This window comes from Beduini sp. (assembly GCF_047239305.1).
In the GTDB taxonomy this organism is placed as follows: Bacteria; Bacillota_I; Bacilli_A; order Erysipelotrichales; family Coprobacillaceae; genus Beduini.
In genome coordinates, this window is record NZ_JBKTEM010000026.1 from 1 (window position 1) to 15,888 (window position 15,888).

Consider the following 15,888-nt stretch of genomic DNA (forward strand, 5'->3'; position numbering starts at 1 on the left):
AAGTTGACCCCCAAATTTCTGGCGAAAACCCCTAAAAAATTTGGATAGCCTTATCAATAGGGTTTTCTGAGGTTTTTAGTATTATTCCCACTCGACTTCCAGACCTTGTTTTCTCGTGTTTTTCCATACTATTAATGCATATTTCGTCCATAAAATACTCATATTTTAGCCATTACAGTACGTCTTTAAACTTTTTGTAGCCATTTTGTAGCCGCGCACTATTAGTTCACCTCATCTATTTATAAGCATATTTTTAACAAAGGAATAGTTGCATGTAGCCAATTTCTAAATTTATGAACTTATAGTACATATAAATTGCAATTTGAAATCAAAAGTAATGTTCAAAATAAAATAACTTAATATATATCCATCACTCTTTCAATTTTCTTCTTTTTGGCAACAATCATCCTAGAAATAAATTCTTCATAACTTTCAGATGGATATAAAGGATTAGGTTCAACTATTTTTTCTCCTTTATAGAATAAATCAGCTATAGAATTTACCATCGTTATCATTCCTTCAGGTAAACCATTTTTGTAATATATATGCTCTTTTTTAATTTTCCCATAAAGAAATTCTAATTGTTTTAAATGTTCTTCTAAATTCAATGGTTCACCATTAAGGGGATGCAAATAGTTGATCCTTCTTTTAAAAATATATTGTAATTCTTCTTCGTTTGCAATTTCACAAGAAGTACCTCGTCTTACATAAATCATATTTTGTTTTAATGAACCACTTTCTCTTTTTGATAAAAAAGGAATAAACTCAGGCGTATCTTCTACCACTAGCATTTGTAATTTCTTACCAATCAATTCTTCATACTCTGATGAATTATATACAAAATCATAAATTTCATATTTTAAATTTGAAGATATATAATTTTTTATACCGTTTGAGATAATAGCTTTATCTACAATTTCAGATAATCCGCTAATTGATATTGTTTTATCATCATTTTCTGATACGCCAAATACTATAATTCCACCTTGAGAATTTGATAAAGCTAATATTTCTTTTGCTAATGTTGCATTTTCAATCCATTGTTCTTTAAAATCAATTGAATTATGTTCTCCTGTTTGAGAATGCAAAAATTCTCTCAATTTTTCAAGTGTTGGTTCTCTCAACAATTCATACATGATGTCCTTTAATTGTTTTGGAAATTTCATACATCCACCTCACATACTTGAATTATTAATTACTTTAAATTTTCCAATTCTTTTATTGCATCTAAATAATCTCTCTCAACATCACTTAATGTTTTTGCTTTATACTTTTTGTATTCTGTTTCAGCCTTTTTCATTGCTTGTGTATGAGAAATTGAGCCATTACCAACCAATAGTTCTTCTCCAGTGACTGTTAGAATGTTATCTAGGTGTTTTACCCAATCTTCCATTGTCATTACTTGTTCTCGTTCTGCTTGTCTTTCTGCAAAATCAAGATATCCTGATACAAGTTGACCCATTGCTTTTAACTCTTTTTCATTTAAGTAATTCTTTGCAATCTTTGCTTCTTTTAATGTTGGTTGATTCCCAGAAAAGGTTGTTAATCCCATAAATTCTTTTTCAGCATCCGCTCTATGATAAATAACTTCTGCAGCTGTTTCACCATGAATCGCATAGTGAATTTTATTTTGTACTTTTTTAAAGAATTGAATAGATACTTCAGCGGTTGGATCATAATCGATACTTGTTGCATATATTTCAAGAACTTGTCTATAAAATACTTTTTCAGATGCACGGATATCACGAATTCTTTCAAGTAATTCCTTAAAGTATCCGCCACCACCCAACTCTTTCAATCGTTCATCATCAAGCACAAATCCTTTTTTCATATATTCCTTAATAAGATTTGTTGCCCAAATTCTAAATTGAACTCCTCGCTTTGATTTAACACGGTAACCAACAGAAATAATGACATCAAGATTATAGTAATCTACTTGATATGTTTTTCCATCATTGGCAGTTGTTGCAAAATTTGCAACAACTGAATCTTTTACTAATTCTCCTTCATCAAAAATATTTTTTATATGTCTTGATATAGTAGATTTATTCTTTTGAAACAAGGATGCCATTTGATCTAACGATAGCCATACTGTTTCAGAATTAAAAGTTGTTTCAATTTTAACTAATCCATCTTCAGTTGTATAAATAATCATTTTTGAATTATTATCCATATTGATAAGCCTCCTTGATTAAAGAATAAGATAATGTCTAATTTTAACATTTTAAATTCTAATTATCATTCAATCACATAATTTTCTAATAATTTTATTTATAATGTTCATAAACTATAGCCTTTTTATATTTATCAATACCCATATAATATAGCAAAATCATTCTTGTTTCTATATTTCCATAACATTATCAGTCCACAGTTCACACTGCATCATTACTGTTTGCACAGCATCTTCCATTCCTTCAGGTGGATATTTATGCTTTTTAAGTAATTTCTTGATTAACATTCGCATTTTCGCACGTGCAGATTCTTTTTTCTGCCAGTCGACAGTTTTATTATTTCTTAATGCCTTAGTCAATTCTCTAGTAATAGCGATTAATTCGTCATTTTCATAAAAATCTTTAATTGCTTGTGGTCTTGTTAAAGCATCGTAAAAAGCTAATTCATCTGGTGTTAAACCTAGTGCGTTTCCTTCTTCGTGAGCACCTTTAATTTGTTTAGCTAAGTCTAAGAGTTCTTTAATTACTTCTTCATTACTTAACATTCCGTTTAAATAAGAGTTAATTGTTGTTTGAATAATTTCTGAAAACTTCTCTGATTTAACTACATTGGTTCTTCTATATACCTTAATTTGATCTGCAATTAACTTTTTAAGAACCTCTACAGCTAAATTTTTCTCTTTCATTTTTCCAATTTCTTTTAAAAAGTCAGTATCAAACAAGGAGAATTCTTGTTTTACATCACTAAATAAATTAATAACCCCATCACTTTTGATAGATTGTTTTAACAGCTCATTAATCCGTTCATTCATTTCTGGAAGGGAGATTTTACCCTTTCCACCTTTATTCGTTAAACGATTTAGCATAACACGTATCGCTTCAAAGAAAGCTGCTTCAACACGAAATTCTTCTTCAACTATAGATGAGCATAATTGAACTGCTTGATGTAGCGCTGTACTTTCTCTAATAAAATGATCCTTATCTTCTTGTCGTTTTGGGTCTAACATGAAGTTTACTGCACCACTGATTGTTTTAGCTTTTTCTAGATTTGTTCCAACCTTAAATTTATACCAGTCATAACCATGCAATAAATCTTTACATATTTGAAGTTTCTCTTCAAATTTAGTGTAAGCAGCTTTAGATATATCCATATCTCCATAGTTTTTCTTATCTCTGATAGTATAATCATTCATTGCCTCTTTTAAAGCTTGAGCAATACCAATATAATCAACAACAAGCCCACCTTCTTTATTCTTATAAACACGATTTACACGAGCGATCGCTTGCATTAAATTGTGTCCATTCATAGGCTTATATACATACATAGTTGCTAATGAAGGTACATCAAATCCTGTTAGCCACATATCAACAACAATTGCAATCTTAAGTGGATCATCATTATCTTTGAATTTAACAGCTAGTTCTTCTTTATGTGCTTTATTTCCAATAATATCATGCCATTCTTCTGGATCTTTATTACTAGAAGTCATGACACATGCTACTCTTTCTGTCCAATCAGGACGTTTTTCTAATATCTTTTTATATATTTTTATAGCAATAGGTCTAGAATAAGCAACAATCAATGCTTTTCCTGTTAATAAATTTGCTCGATTATTTTCATAATGTAACAAAATATCATTAACTAAAGATTCAATTGTCTGATCTGCACCAAGAATTGCTTCCATTTTTCCTAGTTCTTTCTTGCTCTTTTGAATAACTTCTTCATCAGCTGAGTTAGCCATTAAATCATATTCAGTATCAATCAATCTGATTATATTTTCATCTAAATGAAGCTTAATAACTCTACTTTCATAATAAACAGGACGAGTTGCTCCATCTTCGACAGCTTGAGTCATATCATAAACATCAATATAATTTCCAAATACCTCTATAGTACTTTTATCTTTAGTAGAAATTGGTGTGCCTGTAAAACCAATAAAAGTAGCATTAGGTAAACTGTTACGAATGATACGTGCTGTACCTTTAACAACCTTTGCTTCATCTTCACCTTTTTCATTTTTTACAATCTTTACTTTTTCTTCTAATCCATATTGGCCACGATGAGCTTCATCAGCCATTACTATAATATTTCTTCTATCTGACAATACATCAAATGAATCTTCAAACTTCTGCATCGTAGTGAAAATAATTCCATTTACCTTGATATTATTTAATAGATTTCTTAAATGATCTCTACTTGTAGCTTGAACTGGTGTTTGTCTTAGAAAGTCCCTACATTTAGAAAACTGTGAAAACAATTGATCATCTAAATCATTTCTATCTGTTAAAACAACGATAGTTGGTGATTCTAAAGCTTTTTGTAATAAGTGTGCATAGAATACCATTGATAATGATTTTCCACTGCCTTGCGTATGCCAGAAAACACCACCTTTTCCATCAGAAATTGTAGCTTTTTTTGTAGAAGTAATAGCTTTTCTAACAGCGAAATACTGATGATATGCTGCTAAAATTTTTATAATATTTTCCCCATCATTTGAAAAACAAATGAAGTTTTTTATAATGTCTAATAATCGTTCTTTCTCAAACATTCCTTCAAAGAATGTATCGAATTGAGCAAATTGAGTATTTTCATAACTACCATCTTTTGTTTTCCATTCCATATACCGATCTTCACCAGAAGTTATCGTTCCAGCTTTAGAAGTTAATTGATCACTCATAACACAAATTTGGTTATAAATAAACATAGATGGTATTTCTAGCATATAATTTCTTAATTGTGTATATGCTTCAGATACATCAGTTTCTTCTCGTGATGGCGATTTCAATTCAACCAATACTAATGGCATACCATTGATAAATAAAATAACATCAGGTCTTTTGTTACTATGTTCAATAAAAGTCCATTGATTTGCAACAACAAAAGAATTGTTTGATACATTCTCATAATCAATTAAATAGACAATGTCCGACTTTTCTTTTCCGTCCTTGAAATATGAAACATCAACACCATTTTGTAAGTAATTAGTAAAAACTTGATTTTTCTTTTCTAACGATCCATTTTCAATATGGGTTATTCGATAAATGGCATCCTTGATAGCTTCTCTATCTTTTCCCTTGTTGATTCTATAGATTGAATCTTCAAAATCTTCTACATATAAAGGATTCATATAATCTCGCTCAAGCTCTGGACCATAGACATATCTATAATCCATTCCCTCAAATAATTCTATAATTGATTCTTCATAACTTGATTCTGTAAAATGTGCTGGCATACTTTCACCTCATTTCTAATATTTTTTATACGCTATTAACTTTTTAATCTACATATCATTTTATAACTCTCATTCACCACTAAACAATAATTTAGAGCAGCAAGCTCAGGAAATATATCAGCAAATGTTCATTGATAATGCTGCTTCTAATTGGAAAGAAGGCACTTTGAGTGATATTGCTGACATAATTATGGGTCAATCCCCTAGCGGAAGTAGCTACAATGAGGAAAGTATTGGTACAATTTTCTTTCAGGGTCGTGCGGAGTTTGGGTTTAGATTTCCAACTGTTCGCCTTTTCACAACCGAACCCAAGCGAATGGCTTGTGCCAATGACACATTGACGAGCGTTCGTGCCCCCGTAGGAGACCTTAATGTTGCTCATACAGACTGTTGCATTGGTCGAGGGCTTGCTGCTATTCATTCAAAAACCAACCATCAATCTTTCGTACTTTATACAATGTTCTCTCTCAAAAAACAGTTAGATGTTTTTAATGGAGAAGGTACTGTTTTTGGATCAATCAACCGAAACTCATTGAATGTAATGCCAATCCTTATTCCATCAGATGAAAAGCTTGATGAATTTGAAGGAATAGTTGCACCGATGGACACCGCTATTCGTAATAATTACGATGAAATCTGCCGTTTGCAGCAAATTCGTGATTCATTATTACCCAAACTAATGTCAGGCGAGATTGATGTCTCCGACATTGAACTCTAAGCCGCTAAATTATTGTTTATCTTTACATTTTCCTCAATTTTATCATCAATAGAACCAAGTATAGAGCCAATCTTTTCTTGTACTTTTTTATCTTTTGGAACAGAAACCACTATATTTTTCATGGTATTTCCAGACACTTCTTTAAAAGTAGTACCACTGCCCATACTTTCTATTTTATCCTTATTGTATTTCAATAAGTAGTATAAAAATAATGGATCTGTATTCGTATTTGGAACAACACTTTTGAACCCTTGATTAGTACAGACTTCATTTGCTGCGATAGCAACATAACCTATTGGTGCTCTCGAGGAAAATAAAACAGTATTTTTAGGCATTATTTGAGTTGAACAACTATTTAATCCTATTTCCGTAATATTTCTTTCTCCTCGTACAATATATCTGCCACTAAAAGTAGATAAATCTTTTGGAGTAATCCAAGCAATTTCCCCATTATCATAATTTTCTAATTTTTTTGTCGAAGGGGTTGCACCCCCTACAACGGTGCCAATATCAGATATTTTACATTCAATCCATTCTGCCATATCCATCCTCCTATCCTATATACCTTTTATGTGCTATCTTTACATTACTTTGCTTAACCATTGCATATTGCAAAGTTGTATCTATCTTTTGATGTCCTAATAACTTTTGAAGTTGTTCTATCGGCATTCCTTTATCGATAGCTTTAGTTGCTAAAGTTCTTCTAAACTTATGTGGGTGTGCTTTTGGTATATCTAGTTGTTTACCAAGATTTCTTATTATCGTTTCAATAGCTCCGATCGATAATCGATTATATGGTTTTTTTATTGAAACAAATAATGCTTTATTCTCATCATTCCTACTATTTATATAGTTTTGAAGATGTATCTTAGTTCTTGCATCAAAGTAGACTATTCTTTCTTTATCCCCTTTACCAAAAACAACACATTCTCTTTCATTGAAATTAATATCATCAACATTTAATAAAACAAGTTCCCCAACACGCATTCCTGTTGAAGCTAATATATCAATTAAAGCTAAATCTCTAAGGCTATTGCAATTATCTCTCATTAATTCTAACGATTCATCAGAATAAGTTTCTTTTATAGTCGTAGCCGATTTGACTTTATGTATTCTCCTAACTGGACTTTTAACTATATAATCTTCATCCTCAAGCCAAGAAAAGAAACTTGATAATATTCGTCTTATATTATCAATAGTTACTCTGCTAGATTTATGATCATTTTGATAATCAGTTAGATATTTTCTTAAATCATCAGTAGTAACGTGTTTAACATGTTTTTGTACTTTGTCGAGAAGTATTTGAATAGTTGATTCATAATAGTGTAATGTTTTTTCAGAACAACCTTCTAAACGTTTAGAAGATAAGAAAGATTCAACATAGTGTTGATTATCTTCACCATTTAGTTCATCTTTGATTTCTTCAATCTTATAATTTACTAATACCATATCTAATACTTCTTTTAACTTTTCATATTGTTCATCTTTTAGTTGATGAATCATATTTTGTAAGACTTCATTTTTAACAATTTCTTTCATAGTCATTCTCCTTTTCATCAGTTTAGAACAACTATGGAGTGGTGTTCTTTTCGCTTAACTCTTGCCACTCACAAGAGTTATATATGTAAACAATAATTTAGAGCAGCAAGCTCAAGCTCTTTTTAAGTCTTGGTTTGTTGATTTCGAGCCATTCAACGGAACTATGCCTTCTGACTGGGAAATTGTTCCTCTCGAAAAAATTGCTGATTTTCAAAATGGCTATGCATTTAAGAGTAAGGAGCTTTTAAATGAGCCGTCACCAGACTGTTATCAAGTATTCAAACAAGGACATATTGCTCGTGGCGGTGGATTTATTCCTGATGGAACAAAAAGCTGGTATCCAAAGAGCCTTGCATCAAAATTAGAGAAATTCGTTCTCAAAAAAGGCGATATACTTATGGCAATGACAGATATGAAAGACAATGTGGCAATATTAGGTAACACAGCCGTTATGCCACTTGATAATGAGTACATTGTCAATCAGCGAGTTGGACACCTCAGAGCAAATGGATACAAAGGAGTGACCTATCCTTTTATTTACTTACTTACTAACAGCACAGATTTTCTTGTTGACCTGCGTAGCAGAGCAAATAGCGGGGTGCAAGTAAACCTATCATCTTCCGAGATTAAAGCTTCGCAAACTGTTTTACCTTCAGAAGAAGTAAATAATGCTTTTTCTGAGATAACTCTTCCTATGTTTGAAATTATAATAAATAATCAGCTTGAAAATCAACGATTGGCACAACTCCGAGACACACTTTTACCAAAACTAATGTCCGGCGAACTTGATGTTTCCGACATTGAGATTTAAGCCGCTAAATTATTGTTTATCTTATTATTAAGTTCAATTTTTTCATCCAATGATTTCAAAATACTTGCAATTTTCTTTTGTGTATGCAAATCAAATAACGGAACTTCATACTGCATTATCGAAACTTTATCGCCTCGTGGCATTTTTGTTCCTTTCGATGTTGCCATCGAATATGTGAAAAAATCATCATCTGCAAGTACATAATACAAGAAGTCTTTGTCTATATTGGAATCAGGCACGAAAACTAATACATCGTTAGAGCAGCCACCATCATATTTTGCCTGCCATATTTTTTTGAAATATGGACGAATATTAGAGACTAAAACATCATCTTTTTTATATTTTTGTGTCAATAAAACGGTAGGTAAAGAACTTGCTCCTGTAATTCCACGTTTATTCGATAACATATTCTCTGTTGATATGTAGTTTTGAGTGTTTAAATTTTCTACCTCTACTTTTTCTTTGCGAAAACAACAGATATCTTCAAGCTTACATTTCATATCCAATCGCCCCCAGTTTCTTACGAATTTCCTCTTCAAGCTCATGGGATTTTGTAAACATATCAGATAATTCAGAAGTTAATCTAGCCATCTTTTCTTCAAATGGTTCGCCATCATCTTCTTGCTCTTCAATACCAACATATCTTCCTGGAGTTAAAATATAATCTTGATTTTTAATATCTTCTATAGAACATACAGCACAATAACCTTTTTCATCGACATCAATTCCATTTTGGAAATCATCAAATGTTTTTGCTATTTTATTGATATCTTCTTCTGTGAAATCACGATGTGTTCTATCTACCATATGCCCCATTTTGCGAGCATCAATAAATATTGTTTTTCCTTTTTGTTTTTTATCTTTAGAAATAAACCATAATGTTACTGGAATCGTAACACTGTAGAATAATTGTGTTGGTAAAGCAACAATACCTTCGATTAAATCAGCTTCTATAATATTCTTTCTAATTTCGCCTTCACCACTTGTTTGTGAGGATAAAGCACCATTAGCTAGCACCAAACCAATTTTCCCTTTTGGTGCTAAATGATAAATCATATGTTGAATCCATGCAAAGTTTGCATTCCCTCCAGGAGGAGTACCATATTTCCATCTTACATCATCTTTTAGTTGATCGATTTTTAATCCTTTCCAGTTAAAAGGTGGATTAGCCATTATAAAATCTGCTTTTAATGTCTTATGTAAATCATTGGTAAATGTATCTGCATTATATTGACCAAAATCAGCATCTATTCCTCTAATAGCCATGTTAATCTTCGCCATTTTCCATGTATCTGGGTTTGCTTCTTGACCGTAAACAGAAATACTATCTCTATTTCCGCTATGAGCTTGAATGAATTTTGCCGACTGTACAAACATCCCACCTGAACCACAACAGGGGTCATACACACGACAGTTATCATATGGTTTTAATATTTCTACTAATAATTTTACAATGCTAGATGGTGTATAGAATTCTCCTCCATCTTTTCCTTCTTTTGCCGCAAATTCAGCTATACAATATTCATATGTTCTACCAAGTAAATCCATATCTTGATCAGTACCATCCATATGAATTTTATTAGTAAATAAATCTACAACATCTCCTAAAACTGTTTTATCTAAATCAGGTGTTCCATAATTTTTAGGCAATACACCTTTTAATGTCGTATTTTCCTTTTCGATTGCTTCCATTGCCTCATCAATATATTTACCAATCTCCGGTTCATGGGACTGGACTGCTATATAATCCCATCTTGCAACTTCTGGAATGAAGAAAATATTTTCTTCTGTATATGCATCTTTATCTTCTTCAAAACCATAACCTTCTTCAACTAATTCTTTATAGCGCTTATCAAAAGCACTTGATACATAGCGTAAAAATATCAATCCTATAATTACTTTTCTGTAATCAGTAGCTGGTATATGTCCCCATAGCACACATGCCGCATCCCACAGTTCTTTTTCAAATCCAATATTTGCATTTGTTTCTTTCGCCATATCTAATCCTCCTTCACAATTTCTACTATATCTTCGATATTGCAATTCAATCCTTTACATATCTTTACAAGCACTTCCATAGATACATATTCATTCTTTGAAAGTTTAGCTAAAGTATTTTGACCAATACCTACTTTTTTAGCAAATTCCGTTTTCTTTAATCCCTTATCGATTAATAGTTTAAACAATCTGTTATAGCAAACGTTCATAGCACGCTCCTTTCTACATTCCATAATAGTAATATTCGTCCCGCTATGGAATAACAAATTACCCGATTATACCTAAGACATGATATCTTCTATTGAATAATCATTTAATGAATATAACTTTTAATCGTTTAATTTTATTTTCTTTTTAATTATAAACTAATTTTTATCATAATGATAGATAATCTTTGCTTTTACAAATGTTTTTACATAAAACATAAAGAAATAGTATTTATAAATGATAAAAGTCTCAGTTTCTTGACTGAGACCTTGCTTTTTATATTGTTCGTTCATGTTTTTTATGTTGCTGATGTTTAGGAACATCTTTTTCTGTATGAAGAACTTTACGAATAAATGATTTAACTAATTCTGGTGCTTTTCTAATTGCTTCAATAAAATCTTTGGTTTGTTTTTTAAGTTCTTCATATCTTCTTTTCCAAATACCTATATCTTTTTTAGCTTCTTCTAATTCGTTATTTATATTATAATCATTTTACTTTTATATTCAATGCTCTGTTTTGCAAGTTTCTTTAATTTCTTAGCTTCAGGTTTTGTAAATTGAACATTACCAGTAAAAGTTTCTTTTCCCATATGATCAATTTCTTCGTAGCGTGCTTGAATTTGATTTTGAATTTTAGAAACCGATTCAATTCGTTTTAATTTCTTCTCATTAGTTAAAACTTGATTTTGTAATTCATCTAAGCGTTCTTTTTCTTTTTCAACCTTAAACTGTGTAACAGTTAAATGTTCTTCACTGCTGCCACGCTCTCCTCTTTCTAAATCATCATATCCTTTGTCTTTCATTGCTTGAAAGAAATCATCTTGTAAAACACTATATGATTTCCTTAATACTGGTTTTCCATTCTTTTGTATGATTGGTTGTCCTTCTTCATCTAATGCTGGTTTAGAATTCCATTTCTTGCTAGAACTTACTTGTCTAATTACTTCTTTTACAGTTCCAACTAAGTTTTTATCTTTACATCGCTTAGACCATAAGATTTCTTTTTCCACTGTTGGAATATAAACTACATGAAGATGGTAATGGTAAATATCTTGTCCTAGTGCTTCTGACATTGCACGATTTCTTTCGTCTGCGTGCATGACTGCCGATAAGATATATTCTTTCCCACCTACGATATCAATCGCTGCATGATAGGCATCTAAATAAAACTGTTTGGCAAATTCATAACCACCATGATTGTGGAAATAAGCTGAATTCACATCAAAGATAAGTTCGCCATAATGATCAGCATCTTGTTTTAATCCTCTTGTTGAAATAACTTTATCTGTCTCTAATTGCTTAAACATTTCTTCATATTTTGCGATTGGCTTTTTATAATGCACATTCATAAAATTTCTTTCTGCGACGATATCTGGATTTCGATAAACACTCATTTCTCTTTCATTATGTTCTTCTGTATGAGCGATATTCGTTTCTTTTAAGTTTCTGTTTCTTGCAAATGTACGATCAACTCCATCATTTCTTGCCACATTTTAAATCCTTCCTTTCTTAAAGAATGCACTTTTTCGAAGTGTAATAACCCACTATGACACTTTCAACCTTACAGTTGCAAAGATGTCGTGGGCTCTGCGAGGCTTTCTACATCAAGAAATTCAAGTATTTCTTGATAGTCAAACAAATAGCAGTTATTCACTACTATTGTTTGCTAAATGTAACGATAGCGACGATAGTTACGATATTTTTGATATCGTCATTATTATTTAAATTACCGTCGCAATCGTTGCATATCGTTGCACCTTAAGTTTTAGCTACAAAACTCAAGGTGATTCTTCTTCCTGAATGTTTCGGCTTATTTTCGTATGCGATATTATATTCACTTAGTAATACTCCTGCCTTAACATTCAAATGTCTCGTTAATGAATTTGCTTTCATATCCAAATTCAATACTTCGACAAGTTCGGTTGGACTACCACACCACATATTCTTTTCAGCATTAACTAAATTAGCGATTGCTTCAAGAATTTCATCTGGTGGACTTAACCATAGTTCTGTCTCAACCTCTTTTAGATTCCAAACCAAATGCTCTAGATCTTTTTCAAGATGTAACATTTGTTCTGGTTGATCTCTTCCAGCTACTTCTAAGGTAGCCGTTTTTCCAGTTCGCTTTTCTTTTTGTAAAACAAATACTCCGTCAGCTGCACCTAGAAGTCCATTTGTTCCTGAAATCATATCAAACTTATCATCTGCTTGTTGTTTACGAGTATGATGAACTAGCAATAAACAGATTCCATACTCATCAGCAAATTGTTTTAATTGCGTAATGATTTCATAATCACTTGAATAACTATATTTATCATTTCTTGATTCTCTTATTTTTTGTAAAGTATCAATGATAATCAATTTGGTGTTCTCATGTTCATTCATAAATCTTAATAGTTGTTCATTTAAGCCTAGACCTAATTGTTTAGAACTAGTCGCAAAATACAATTCATCAGTACCCTCTACTCCAAACATTTGAAATAAACGCTTTTGTAATCTTCGATAATCATCTTCAAGCGCGAGATATAAAACCGTTCCTTGTTTAACTTCAAAGTTCCATAAAGCTTTGCCAGTACTAACATGATAAGCGATCTGTGCCATCATAAATGACTTACCTACCTTTGGTGCTCCGACAAACAAATAAGTTCCCGGATATAAAAGTCCTTCAATGATAGGTGGCTTATTCGTGAATACATGTTCATATAGATTATTCATGGTTAAGGTTTCCATATAACCAGGTTTACTTTTTTCAAGAAACTGTTGATATTCATCGCTTGCTTCATATTCTGCTAATAGCTTTAACATATCATCCAAGTTGTTATTGCCTAGCTTTTCTTCATTTGTTATAATTTCTTGTGTTAAGTTATAAGGTGACTGTTCCTCATTAGCTCCAACTAATGATAAAGGATCAGTCATTTTTTCTTGTTCTAATGACATTCTTTTTCACCACCAATCTCTAAGCCATAAAACTTTTGTTTGAAATATTGAATTGGACATTTTCCAGCAATCGTAATATATCCCATCGCTTTTAACTCTTTATTTAAATCTCTAACGATTTGATAAGACTTGCTACGACTAATCTTCATTACTTCTTGAATTTCTTCTGCTGTAATAAATTGAGCTTTCATAGCGTTTTCACCTCCTTTCAGTCGCTTTGTGTATTAAATGTGCATTCATTTTATATAATTTATCATTATATGCACTATTAATACATATTCATTATACATATATATAGTGCGGATGTCAATATAAAATAATATAGATATGTACTTGTAATACATATTATGAAGTGTTATAATGTGGACGAGGTGAACGAAAAATGAATAAAATGGATTATTCTGCCATAGGGTTAAGAATTAGAACCCTAAGAAAAAAGAAAGGACTAAATCAAACAGAATTTGCAAAACTGCTTGATAAGTCATTGCGTACTGTACAAAAATATGAAACTGGCGAAATTGAAGTTTCGTTCTCAGTAGTCAATCAAATTGCTCAAGTGCTTGATACGACTACATCTTACATACTAGGTATTGATACTGATGTTGCTCCAATTAGAAGTCTTGCTGATGTATTAGGCTTTCTATTTGAATTAGAAAAAGTATCAAATCTTAACTTCAATATTGATGTTAAGAAACCGCCTAGAAGCGAAGAATGGGAATGTTCTATTAGCTTTAAAGGAAAAGATCTAGAAGCTGATTACAATGCAGACATGTGCCTATTCTTAGAAGAATGGGAGAATGAAAGACAAGAAGTTCAATCATATACTCATTCCCAAGCGACATATCGCAAATGGCAAGATCAGACCCTTGCATATTATGCCTCTTGTGGTTTAGAGAGCAACGAACCTGAGGAATTGAGCGAAGAAGAACGCATTGAAAAACGAAATGCATACTTAGAAAACTTATATCACTCTAATTAAGAGAAAACTAAGGTCTGACATAGAAAATCAAAAGAAAGAGGTAATTTTTATGTCAGTAACTAAAGACTCAAAAACAGGAAAATGGATGTCACAAATCCGCATTAAAGATTGGACTGGAAAAGAAGTCCATAAAAAGAAAAGAGGCTTCTCTACAAAAAAAGAAGCCCTACAATGGGAAAAAGAATTTATTGAACAATCAAATGGTAGCGTAGGAATGTTGTTCAAAGACTTTGTTAATATCTATTTGAAGGATATGTCTCATCGTTTAAAACCATCAACCATCGCTAATAAACGCTATATGATTGATACAAAGATTATTCCCTATTTTGGTATGATGACATTAAATGCAATTAAACCTACCGATGTCAGACATTGGCAAAATGAACTTACTAGCTATCGTGGTGAAAATGATCAACCTTATTCACAAACTTATCTAAGAACAGTTAGTAACCAAATCACCGCGATTTTTAATTACGCCGTTAAATATTATGGCTTAAAAGAAAATCCTTGCCACAAAGCTGGTGGTATGGGTAAAAAGCACGCTGATGAAATGTTGTTTTGGACGAAAGAAGAATTTCAAACCTTTATAGATTGTATGAAGCATAAGACCACAAGTTATACCATGTTTATGACTTTATATTATACAGGTATTCGTATTGGCGAATTACTTGCCTTAACACCTGCTGATATTGATTTAAACAAGAAAACACTAACAATCAATAAAAGCTATCAAAGATTAAATTGCAAGGATATTATTTCATCACCGAAAACACCTAAAAGTAATCGTATCATTGCTATGCCTACTGCTTTATGTGATTGTCTTAAAGACTACATGAGTAGGCTTTACGAAATTAATGATGACCATCGTTTATTTCCGATATCAAAAAACTTTGTAGAACGAGAAATTAAACGAGGTTGTGACGACTCTGGAGTAAAGAAAATTAGAATTCATGATATACGACATAGTCATGCCAGTTTACTTGTAGAACTAGGATTTTCACCGCTATTAATTGCTGAAAGACTTGGTCATGAGCGTGTTCAGACTACCATGGATACTTATAGTCATCTATATCCAAACAAACAAATTGAAGTAGCTAATCAACTGGATTCTCTAATTTCTAATGGATTGGCTACAAAAAATCCATAAAGTGTAGCCAATTTGTAGCCACTAAAAAAGAAAAAGTCTTAGAAAGCCTTTATTTAAGGCATATTCTAAGACTATAAAACACTTAATTTGTTATTCCCACTCAATCGTTCCGCACGGTTTCGGTGTCAAATCATAGCACACACGA

General features: G+C 31.7%; 15 protein-coding genes. 4 read left to right on the forward strand and 11 right to left on the reverse strand.

Annotated features, from left to right (window positions below):
- Nucleotides 1-356: 356 nt before the first annotated feature.
- From ACLRVU_RS15410 to ACLRVU_RS15420, 3 genes are all read right to left on the reverse strand, one after another.
- On the reverse strand, nucleotides 357-1,166 hold the full coding sequence (locus tag ACLRVU_RS15410) for a helix-turn-helix domain-containing protein (RefSeq protein ID WP_008819336.1): 810 nt from the start codon (nucleotides 1,164-1,166) through the stop codon (nucleotides 357-359).
- A 29-nt stretch (nucleotides 1,167-1,195) separates the two neighbouring features.
- The gene (locus ACLRVU_RS15415) at nucleotides 1,196-2,173 is read right to left on the reverse strand and encodes a virulence RhuM family protein (protein WP_008819337.1); all 978 of its coding nucleotides are present in this window, start codon (nucleotides 2,171-2,173) and stop codon (nucleotides 1,196-1,198) included.
- A gap of 171 nt (nucleotides 2,174-2,344) precedes the next feature.
- The gene (locus ACLRVU_RS15420; RefSeq protein ID WP_009269225.1) at nucleotides 2,345-5,407 is read right to left on the reverse strand and encodes a type I restriction endonuclease subunit R; all 3,063 of its coding nucleotides are present in this window, start codon (nucleotides 5,405-5,407) and stop codon (nucleotides 2,345-2,347) included.
- Nucleotides 5,408-5,531: 124 nt separating this feature from the next.
- Between ACLRVU_RS15420 and ACLRVU_RS15425 the strand changes: the two genes are divergently transcribed.
- Complete coding sequence (locus tag ACLRVU_RS15425) at nucleotides 5,532-6,125, forward strand: restriction endonuclease subunit S (protein ID WP_008819341.1); 594 nt, start codon at nucleotides 5,532-5,534, stop codon at nucleotides 6,123-6,125.
- Here ACLRVU_RS15425 and ACLRVU_RS15430 read toward each other — a convergent pair.
- Together ACLRVU_RS15430 and xerA are read right to left on the reverse strand one after the other, a co-directional pair.
- The gene (locus ACLRVU_RS15430; RefSeq protein WP_009269226.1) at nucleotides 6,122-6,667 is read right to left on the reverse strand and encodes a restriction endonuclease subunit S; all 546 of its coding nucleotides are present in this window, start codon (nucleotides 6,665-6,667) and stop codon (nucleotides 6,122-6,124) included. The two genes, ACLRVU_RS15425 and ACLRVU_RS15430, sit on opposite strands and share 4 nt — an antisense overlap.
- A 10-nt stretch (nucleotides 6,668-6,677) precedes the next feature.
- Nucleotides 6,678-7,664, reverse strand: a complete 987-nt coding sequence (gene xerA, locus ACLRVU_RS15435; protein WP_008819340.1) for a site-specific tyrosine recombinase/integron integrase — start codon at nucleotides 7,662-7,664, stop codon at nucleotides 6,678-6,680.
- 61 nt (nucleotides 7,665-7,725) lie between these two features.
- Between xerA and ACLRVU_RS15440 the strand changes: the two genes are divergently transcribed.
- On the forward strand, nucleotides 7,726-8,475 hold the full coding sequence (locus tag ACLRVU_RS15440) for a restriction endonuclease subunit S (RefSeq protein WP_254225374.1): 750 nt from the start codon (nucleotides 7,726-7,728) through the stop codon (nucleotides 8,473-8,475).
- On the opposite strand, the gene ACLRVU_RS15445 is transcribed toward ACLRVU_RS15440, so the two are convergent.
- The 6 genes from ACLRVU_RS15445 to ACLRVU_RS15470 all read right to left on the reverse strand — a co-directional run bounded on the left by ACLRVU_RS15445 (nucleotide 8,472) and on the right by ACLRVU_RS15470 (nucleotide 13,808).
- Nucleotides 8,472-8,975, reverse strand: coding sequence for a restriction endonuclease subunit S (locus tag ACLRVU_RS15445; protein ID WP_036745172.1), 504 nt, complete (start codon nucleotides 8,973-8,975; stop codon nucleotides 8,472-8,474). The genes ACLRVU_RS15440 and ACLRVU_RS15445 overlap by 4 nt on opposite strands.
- Nucleotides 8,965-10,473 carry a type I restriction-modification system subunit M gene (locus ACLRVU_RS15450; protein WP_008819343.1) on the reverse strand — a complete coding sequence of 503 codons (1,509 nt, stop codon included), beginning with the start codon at nucleotides 10,471-10,473 and terminating at the stop codon, nucleotides 8,965-8,967. The genes ACLRVU_RS15445 and ACLRVU_RS15450 overlap by 11 nt, the downstream gene beginning before the upstream one ends.
- Nucleotides 10,474-10,475: 2 nt before the next feature.
- Nucleotides 10,476-10,682, reverse strand: coding sequence for a helix-turn-helix domain-containing protein (locus tag ACLRVU_RS15455; RefSeq protein ID WP_008819344.1), 207 nt, complete (start codon nucleotides 10,680-10,682; stop codon nucleotides 10,476-10,478).
- Nucleotides 10,683-11,156: 474 nt separating this feature from the next.
- A complete protein-coding gene (locus ACLRVU_RS15460; RefSeq protein WP_257323328.1) occupies nucleotides 11,157-12,170 on the reverse strand; it encodes a plasmid recombination protein in 1,014 nt (337 codons plus the stop codon).
- Nucleotides 12,171-12,438: 268 nt separating this feature from the next.
- Nucleotides 12,439-13,617, reverse strand: coding sequence for an AAA family ATPase (locus ACLRVU_RS15465; protein WP_008819346.1), 1,179 nt, complete (start codon nucleotides 13,615-13,617; stop codon nucleotides 12,439-12,441).
- Nucleotides 13,608-13,808, reverse strand: coding sequence for a hypothetical protein (locus tag ACLRVU_RS15470; protein WP_008819347.1), 201 nt, complete (start codon nucleotides 13,806-13,808; stop codon nucleotides 13,608-13,610). Before ACLRVU_RS15470 ends, ACLRVU_RS15465 begins: the two co-directional genes overlap by 10 nt.
- 191 nt (nucleotides 13,809-13,999) lie before the next feature.
- Here ACLRVU_RS15470 and ACLRVU_RS15475 point away from each other — a divergent pair, with 191 nt between their 5' ends.
- A complete protein-coding gene (locus ACLRVU_RS15475; protein ID WP_008819348.1) occupies nucleotides 14,000-14,596 on the forward strand; it encodes a helix-turn-helix domain-containing protein in 597 nt (198 codons plus the stop codon).
- Between the two features lie 49 nt (nucleotides 14,597-14,645).
- Entirely contained in the window at nucleotides 14,646-15,743 is a 1,098-nt protein-coding gene (locus ACLRVU_RS15480) for a site-specific integrase (RefSeq protein ID WP_008819349.1), read from the forward strand.
- The last annotated feature ends 145 nt before the right edge of the window (nucleotides 15,744-15,888 follow it).

Excerpts from the sequence above, each read along its gene's own strand:
- ACLRVU_RS15445 (WP_036745172.1), bottom strand. The coding sequence starts at position 8,975 with ATGAAATGTAAGCTTGAAGATATCTGTTGTTTTCGCAAAGAAAAAGTA.
- ACLRVU_RS15425 (WP_008819341.1), top strand. The coding sequence starts at position 5,532 with ATGTTCATTGATAATGCTGCTTCTAATTGGAAAGAAGGCACTTTGAGT.
- ACLRVU_RS15465 (WP_008819346.1), bottom strand. The coding sequence starts at position 13,617 with ATGTCATTAGAACAAGAAAAAATGACTGATCCTTTATCATTAGTTGGA.
- ACLRVU_RS15470 (WP_008819347.1), bottom strand. The coding sequence starts at position 13,808 with ATGAAAGCTCAATTTATTACAGCAGAAGAAATTCAAGAAGTAATGAAG.
- xerA (WP_008819340.1), bottom strand. The coding sequence starts at position 7,664 with ATGAAAGAAATTGTTAAAAATGAAGTCTTACAAAATATGATTCATCAA.
- ACLRVU_RS15430 (WP_009269226.1), bottom strand. The coding sequence starts at position 6,667 with ATGGCAGAATGGATTGAATGTAAAATATCTGATATTGGCACCGTTGTA.
- ACLRVU_RS15455 (WP_008819344.1), bottom strand. The coding sequence starts at position 10,682 with ATGAACGTTTGCTATAACAGATTGTTTAAACTATTAATCGATAAGGGA.
- ACLRVU_RS15475 (WP_008819348.1), top strand. The coding sequence starts at position 14,000 with ATGAATAAAATGGATTATTCTGCCATAGGGTTAAGAATTAGAACCCTA.
- ACLRVU_RS15450 (WP_008819343.1), bottom strand. The coding sequence starts at position 10,473 with ATGGCGAAAGAAACAAATGCAAATATTGGATTTGAAAAAGAACTGTGG.
- ACLRVU_RS15480 (WP_008819349.1), top strand. The coding sequence starts at position 14,646 with ATGTCAGTAACTAAAGACTCAAAAACAGGAAAATGGATGTCACAAATC.
- ACLRVU_RS15420 (WP_009269225.1), bottom strand. The coding sequence starts at position 5,407 with ATGCCAGCACATTTTACAGAATCAAGTTATGAAGAATCAATTATAGAA.
- ACLRVU_RS15410 (WP_008819336.1), bottom strand. The coding sequence starts at position 1,166 with ATGAAATTTCCAAAACAATTAAAGGACATCATGTATGAATTGTTGAGA.
- ACLRVU_RS15415 (WP_008819337.1), bottom strand. The coding sequence starts at position 2,173 with ATGGATAATAATTCAAAAATGATTATTTATACAACTGAAGATGGATTA.